Source organism: Alteromonas sp. AMM-1 (assembly GCF_047290655.1).
In the GTDB taxonomy this organism is placed as follows: domain Bacteria; phylum Pseudomonadota; class Gammaproteobacteria; order Enterobacterales; family Alteromonadaceae; genus Alteromonas; species Alteromonas mangrovi.
This window is the reverse complement of the sequence record NZ_JBLBUE010000204.1, coordinates 1-5,659: the sequence shown is the minus strand read 5'-3', so window position 1 is coordinate 5,659 and position 5,659 is coordinate 1. Positions and strand designations below refer to the sequence as shown.

5 protein-coding genes are annotated in these 5,659 nt (G+C 47.8%); 2 read left to right on the top strand and 3 right to left on the bottom strand.

Going from position 1 to position 5,659, the window contains the following annotated elements; all coding sequences use genetic code 11:
- Positions 1-1,253, top strand: a 1,253-nt coding sequence (locus tag ACLR2L_RS18465) for a SulP family inorganic anion transporter (RefSeq protein ID WP_413370285.1), incomplete at its 5' end; no start/stop codon positions are given.
- Between the two features lie 101 nt (positions 1,254-1,354).
- Here ACLR2L_RS18465 and ACLR2L_RS18460 read toward each other — a convergent pair.
- The 3 genes from ACLR2L_RS18460 to ACLR2L_RS18450 form a co-directional block, all read right to left on the bottom strand.
- A complete protein-coding gene (locus tag ACLR2L_RS18460; RefSeq protein ID WP_413370283.1) occupies positions 1,355-2,554 on the bottom strand; it encodes a methyltransferase in 1,200 nt (399 codons plus the stop codon).
- A gap of 332 nt (positions 2,555-2,886) precedes the next feature.
- Entirely contained in the window at positions 2,887-3,585 is a 699-nt protein-coding gene (locus ACLR2L_RS18455; protein ID WP_413370281.1) for a response regulator transcription factor, read from the bottom strand.
- On the bottom strand, positions 3,582-5,141 hold the full coding sequence (locus tag ACLR2L_RS18450) for an ATP-binding protein (protein WP_413370279.1): 1,560 nt from the start codon (positions 5,139-5,141) through the stop codon (positions 3,582-3,584). The genes ACLR2L_RS18455 and ACLR2L_RS18450 overlap by 4 nt, the downstream gene beginning before the upstream one ends.
- Before the next feature lie 195 nt (positions 5,142-5,336).
- On the opposite strand from ACLR2L_RS18450, the gene ACLR2L_RS18445 reads away from it, so the two are divergent.
- A partial coding sequence (locus tag ACLR2L_RS18445; protein WP_413370277.1) for a PAS domain S-box protein occupies positions 5,337-5,659 on the top strand: 323 nt, incomplete at its 3' end.

Genomic DNA, 5,659 nt, shown 5'->3' with positions numbered 1-5,659 from the left:
TCCGGTTAGGTAAGTTTATCCGGCTGGTGCCATACCCGGTAATGCTGGGTTTTGTGAACGGCCTGGCAATTGTGATTTTCCTGGCACAGTTAGGGCAGTTTAAAGTAGCTAATGCGCTGGGCGAACAGCAGTGGATGCAGGGCACCCTGTTGTACTGGATGCTGGGTTTGGTGGCGCTTACCATGGCCATTATTTACATTTTGCCACGGATTACCAAAGCCATTCCCGCGTCACTTGCCGCTATTATTACTATTACCTTATTGGTTCACGGACTGGATTTAGAAGCGCGAACGGTAATTGATTTTGTGCGCTATATGCTGCCTGCCGACCAAAAAGACAGTGCGACGCTTGCCGGTGAATTACCGTCGTTTGCCATCCCTATGGTGCCCTTCACCTGGGAAACCTTCATGATTGTGTTGCCTACGTCGGTGATCCTCTGTTTGGTGGGCTTAATTGAATCCTTGTTAACCTTGTCGCTGATTGACGAAATGACCGACACACGTGGCCGTGGCAACAAAGAATGTATTGGTCAGGGTGTGGCAAACACCGTGAACGGCTTCTTCGGCGGTATGGGTGGTTGCGCCATGATTGGTCAGAGCATGATTAATATTAACTCTGGTGGTCGTGGGCGCCTTTCCGGTATTACTGCTGCTGTGGTGCTGTTGGGCTTTATTTTATTTGCTGCACCGCTGATTGAAATGATCCCGTTGGCTGCGCTGGTGGGCGTTATGTTTGTGGTGGTAATTGGTACGTTTGAATGGGCGTCGTTCCGCATTATTCGCGGTGTTAACAAGGAAGATGCGTTTGTACTGTTCCTGGTAACTGCAGTGACGGTAATTGCCGACCTGGCCATTGCGGTTGTGGTAGGCGTGATTGTGTCTGCACTGGTATTTGCCTGGAAACACGCGCGCCACATTGAAGTAAAAACGCACGTAGATAAAGACGGCTGGAAAGTGTACGAGTTACAAGGTCCATTGTTCTTTGGGTCGGTTAGTCACTTCCGCGATTTGTTCGATATTGCCAACGACCCGGATGATGTGGTGATTGATTTCCAGTCGAGCCGTATCTGGGACTCGTCGGGTATCGACGCTTTGGATGGCCTGGCCGATAAATACGAAAAAGCAGGTAAAAAGCTGCATATTCGCCACGTAAGTCACGAGTGTTTAGCACTGCTTACCAAAGCGAATAAGTTTGTAGAAATTAACGTTAATGAAGACCCACGCTATCACATTGCATCAGATAAGCTGGGTTAAGTTGCACATTTACGGTTAACGTCTACCGTTTCAGAAACCGAGCCAACTGGCTCGGTTTTTTCTTGTGGCCAGTGCTAATGTATAGCCAGTGCTAATTTATATCAGCACGCGTTGTTCCGAATGGCATTGATATGCAGGTTGCGCGGGGTGATTTCCCGTGGGCAAAAACGGGTTAAGTGTACATCGCATCCGCCTTCCTCTAAAAACAATACCAAGTCCAGTACTAACCACATTTCCAGAGCGCGCCGAAATCCCTGTGAAACCAACTGCAACCGGCGAAACTCACGGTATCTCACTTCTGCCTGTTGCAAAAATGGTGCAAAGTTAATGTCAGGCGGCAGGGGAATGTTACATTTTTCTGCCAGTGTTCGGATCGTTACTTCAGGGCCACGGGCTATGTAGGAGTAGGGTAACGACGGCGTGGAGCGGTATTCATCTTTGCCGGTGATGTCCCGCTGAATCAAATCAAAGGCCATTCGCCATTCACTTAAGGTGCTCACTTGTTTGCACACTCTTGGTGACGAGGTAACCATTTCTTGTACTGCAAGGCGCACCTGATTTTTACTCAGATTCAGGTTGTTGTCAGCAGCGATTGCAGACAGGGGCTCATAATCTCCATGTAGCCACTGGTGGTAACAGCAGGGCGCAAAGGACAAGTACGGTGAGTTGCTCGCCCGCCATTGCCTGAGCAATGTTCGGTGCAAGTCGCCACAAGCATGTAAGGCAATAACATGTTCGTGCGAATGAAAATCATGACTTTCTGCCAGCACATCCTTGCAGCTAAAGTGTGCCTTGTTCACCCAGGGGGCAGCTAGTGCGCTGCCGTCATCACACAGCTGCGATTGCATTTCTATACCGTGTAAATCGCGCTGCCAATGATGAGCAACCGCGCGGCCTAAATGCGCTTTACCTGAGCACCAGTCTACCACTGTGGATACGCCTGGTGCCGCCTTTTCCGGCAAGGCGCCAATGAAGGCAAAAATTTGCGACCATTTTCGCCCCGACACGCCCGTTGCCAGGTGTTTGTTGAGTTCCACCGGATGGATGTTCTGCGCAACATTTAAGAGGGCCAGCATGTCCCCATAGTGGGGAATATAATTGGCTAAAAACTGATGGAGTTTCTCTGCACTGTTATCAATGTCATTAAACGCTTTCTCACTGAGTTGCAGTACCTGCTTGCTTAATTCAGGGTAGTGCTTGCGCCACACCATGTCGGGATTGTAAAACGGTGAGTCTCGCCAGAAGTCCTGAAACTCAAGGAGTTGTTTAGTGAGTGCAACAAATTGCTGAGCGTGGTTCATTATTCAGGTTAGTTCAGATAAAACGATTGTTTAGTAATGGCTTGCAACGAGAGAATGATACCTGAGGGTACACTGCAAATCGATTGATAAAGTCAATTTACTTATGTGTAGTGATCATGAGAGGGAAGTACCAATGGCGATTGAAAAATAAGGCTACTCTGATGGGACGTTGGAGACAGATTGAGTGCCGCTATCTGGTAATGGTTACGTCACGAGCGTCGGCACCTTGTTCAATATGAGTGCTGGAAGGGGGGATGGCGAGTTTTGCCATCATCCTGTGCCGAATCGCAATGAGGTATGGTGAATCGCATATCACTGACTCACCGCTGTGATTACGCTTCGTTAAGTGCTTTTAACCGGTAGCCATTACCGCGGATAGTGGTGATCTCCAGGCCCGCTGTTGGGGGGATTTTTTGCCGTAGCCTGCTGATGTATACGTCCACAATATTCGTTAGCGGATCGGTATTGCTTTGCCACACACGGCTTAATATACGCTCCCGGGTAAGCACTTTATTCTGTGACTCTATAAAATAGCTCAGCAGGTTGAACTCAATGTTGGTCAGCGTCAACTCCTGCGCATTCTCGTTGTGAATAATACTGGCCAGCTTGGATTCTAAGTCCAGCACCAGATTGGCAAAACGCATTTGTTTGGCTTGCGTAATTGGCTGCGCTCGTTGGCGTCGCCCAAGTGCATTCATACGGGCAAGTAATTCGTCGAAATCGAAGGGTTTACACAAGTAGTCGTCGGCACCTTTATCTAGCCCGTTTACTTTGTCGCCTATATCGTCGAGGGCGGATAACAGTAACACCATCGGCGCATGACTGAGCTGCTTCAGGGGTGAGAGAAGATCAACGCTATCGTCCTCACCAAACATCCTGTCGAGTACCAGCAGATCTGGCTTCTCCCGTTTAACTATGTCAATCAGGTTGTGCAGTGAAGTCTCTTTAATACATTCAAAACCCTCCGCTGTAAGCCCCCGATACAGAAAATTTACTAACGAGATTTCGTCGTCGGCAATTAAAACTTTCATGAAACAACATCCATTGGCAAATAAACTTGAAACAAGGCGCCTTCTCCTGGGGTTGAGCTGACCCGGATTTCGCCACCATGAGCCTCAACTATTGCTTTGGCGATAGCCAGCCCAAGCCCCAGGCCCTCCGACTTATGTTTAAAGCGAACAAAGCGTTCGAAGATATGATTAATATCCGAAGGCGAGATCCCTTCTCCAAAATCCTTAATGTCAATGCAGGCACGGTTGTTGATTTTTTTAAGTGACACGATAACTGGCGTTTGCGGCGCTGAATATTTGCATGCGTTATCAAGCAGAATTGCCACTACCTGCTTAAGGCGCTGGTGATCGAAACTTAGCTGCAGCGTTTTGGCGTGATTATCTATTTCAAGGGTAAAGTCGCGGTCTTTGTGCAGGCGTTGCCACTGGCTTACCTGGCCGTGTAAAAAGTCGCCAAGCGCCTGACGGGCGGTGTCGAGTTTTAACTGGCTTAGTTCGGCTCTGGCCAGTAACAGCAAGTCATCCACCAGTTCACTAAGATTTATCGCCTGAACCAGAATGGAATCGAGTGTTTCCCGGTATACCTGTTCAGACGCTGCAGACTGTCGCAGTGTTACCTGTGCTTCCCCTCTGATAATGGTGAGCGGTGTTCTGAGTTCATGGGAAACGTCAGCAAGAAACTGTCGTCTCCGGGAATCGACTTTGGTGAGTTGTTCATTAACCTGACTTATTTCTCTGGTTCTTTGCTCGACTTCAAATTCCAGTTGCCGGCGGGACTGTTCTGCTTTCATTTCGTGATCAGCCAGTTTTGTAGCCAGCAGGTTGAGTGACTTTACGAGTTGAGAGAACTCGGTATCCAGAGTTTCCGGTAAGCGTTGCTGGTAATCCCCCGCAGCAATGGCATTGGTTCCGTTATTGATTATGGTAAGCGGCTGATAAAGTTGATTAAACAGCCAGTAACAAGCAAGAATAATACACGGAGTCGCAAACAGGGCTATACCAACCGCGAACCATACGATGGCGGTATTGAGCGTTTCAATTTTGGCGTTAAGTGCGGCTACCACATTACCCTGACGTACTACGGCTGCATTGATAGCTTCACGGAACTCGTTATCAATTTTAACTTCAAGCAGGGTTCGTAAACGATTCTGCTGGTCGAGTGGCGTATTATTGTAAATGGCGGTAATGGCTTTAAATTCTGTAATGATGGCGTTAATAAGTGCTGCCAATTCGTCGGTGTCTTCAACACTGCCCGCCGTCAGCTTATTGCCTAGTGCCTGTCTCTGCTGAAGTTCCAAACGTCGGATCTTCTCTAACGACTGACCAATCAGAGCCTGCTTGTTACGAATAATGGCCTGATTGGCACTCTCCCCAAAGATGAGCTCGTCGGTGAGCTGCTTAAACATGCGATAAGAAATGCTACTGAGTTTTTGATGCTCTGCCAGCAGGGTCTGCGCCGTATTGCTTTGCTCTAGATTGATTTGGGTCAGATAAGAAGAAACGGCGGTAAAGCACAGCGCAATCATCATGATGAGCCCGGAAGTGATCCCAAATAAATAGATTTTTCGTTTGTACATAAACGTTCGTCGCCATTACTTTTTCCTTATTACGTAGATTTCTCGAAAAGAGTGCAATGTGTACTGCGCTATGTGAACGTATTGTTAGTGATGTTCGTATTATTTTCCGGTTTGATCGGGCAGTCCGGTCTATTGCTGTTTATTGTTCGGTAGACGCAAGTCTGAAGAAGTAACAAATTACAGGCGGAGTATTATATGTTCTGGCAACAAAAGACGAAAACCAACCAAGCGATTCAGGCCCTCGAACAGAGTATTATTGCGGTGGTCAGTATCGACGATAAAAATATAGTTACATTTTTTAACCTTGCTGCAGAACAGATCTGGGGCTATCGAAAAAGTGAAGTCGTGGGTAAAAACGTAGCTATGTTACTTCCTCATGAATTGCGCGCTAAGCACGATAGCTTTGTAAACCACCATCGCCAGACTGGTCAGGATAAAATTGTTGGTAGCTCCAGGGACGTCCAGTTACAACGCAAGGATGGCAGTAAGCTGTGGGTACAATTGTCGTTGTCCAAAAT